This is a genomic window from Paenibacillus sp. A3 (assembly GCF_001399685.1).
In the GTDB taxonomy this organism is placed as follows: Bacteria; Bacillota; Bacilli; order Paenibacillales; family NBRC-103111; genus Paenibacillus_G.
The window spans coordinates 1-920 of record NZ_JTHN01000352.1 but is presented as its reverse complement, the minus strand read 5'-3'; the positions used below and the strand labels follow the sequence as shown (position 1 = coordinate 920).

Genomic DNA, 920 nt, shown 5'->3' with positions numbered 1-920 from the left:
CTATGAGAGTCGCATTTTCGTAACGAAATGGGTCGAATTTCAGGACAATTCTGGAAATCCGGTCTGCCGAAGCGCTTCGAACAGGACGATCGCCGCGGCGTTGGACAAGTTCAGCGAACGAACGGCGTCCGTCATCGGCAGCCGCATAAGCGAATCCGGGTGCTCCGCCAAAATCTCCGGAGCAAGCCCTTTCGTCTCTTTGCCGAATACCAGAAAATCGCCGTCTTGAAATGTCAAATCCGTGTAAACTTTAGAAGCCTTGGTCGTGGCAAAAAAGAAGCGGCCGTCCTTGTATTTATCCTTCACTTCCTGAAACGAATCGTGATACTCCAGCTTGACGGCGTGCCAATAGTCCAGTCCGGCCCGCTTGAGGGTCCGGTCGTCGGTATCGAAGCCGAGCGGACGAACCAAGTGCAGCCAAGTGCCGGTCGCGGCGCACGTTCTGGAGATATTCCCCGTATTGGCCGGAATTTCCGGCTCCACCAGTACGATATGAAAAGCCATGCTGCTCCGTTTTCCTCCTGTATGCCTCATTAATTTTACATACGTTTTACCTTTTCTTAATACGAAGATGATAGTGCTCTGAGATAATGAACTTATCCAAGCGACTACAAAGGAGACTATCCGAAATGATGAAGAAGAAAATTCTTGTCGTTGACGACGAACCTTCAATTTCGATGCTCATAGAATTCAACCTGAAGCTGGTCGGCTTCGAAGTGCACTGCGTCTACGACGGTGAAGCGGTATTCCAGGCGATTCAGCATTTCCGCCCCGATCTGATCGTGCTTGACCTGATGCTGCCCAAGATGGACGGCATTCAAGTGTGCCGCAAGCTGCGCGGCCAGAACAATCTCGTGCCGATCATTATGCTGACGGCGATGCAGGACTTGTCCGACAAAATCGCCGGGCTCGATAACGGT

Annotated in this window: 2 protein-coding genes; one reads left to right on the top strand and one right to left on the bottom strand. The window is 51.5% G+C overall.

Annotated features, from left to right (window positions below):
- Window positions 1-39: 39 nt before the first annotated feature.
- On the bottom strand, window positions 40-504 hold the full coding sequence (trmL, locus tag QJ48_RS34490) for a tRNA (uridine(34)/cytosine(34)/5-carboxymethylaminomethyluridine(34)-2'-O)-methyltransferase TrmL (RefSeq protein WP_054977773.1): 465 nt from the start codon (window positions 502-504) through the stop codon (window positions 40-42).
- 125 nt (window positions 505-629) lie between these two features.
- Between trmL and QJ48_RS34485 the strand changes: the two genes are divergently transcribed.
- Window positions 630-920, top strand: a 291-nt coding sequence (locus QJ48_RS34485; RefSeq protein ID WP_157261863.1) for a response regulator, incomplete at its 3' end; no start/stop codon positions are given.

What these genes read in the sequence shown, in the direction of transcription:
- trmL (WP_054977773.1), bottom strand. Translation starts at nt 504, where the DNA reads ATGGCTTTTCATATCGTACTGGTGGAGCCGGAAATTCCGGCCAATACG.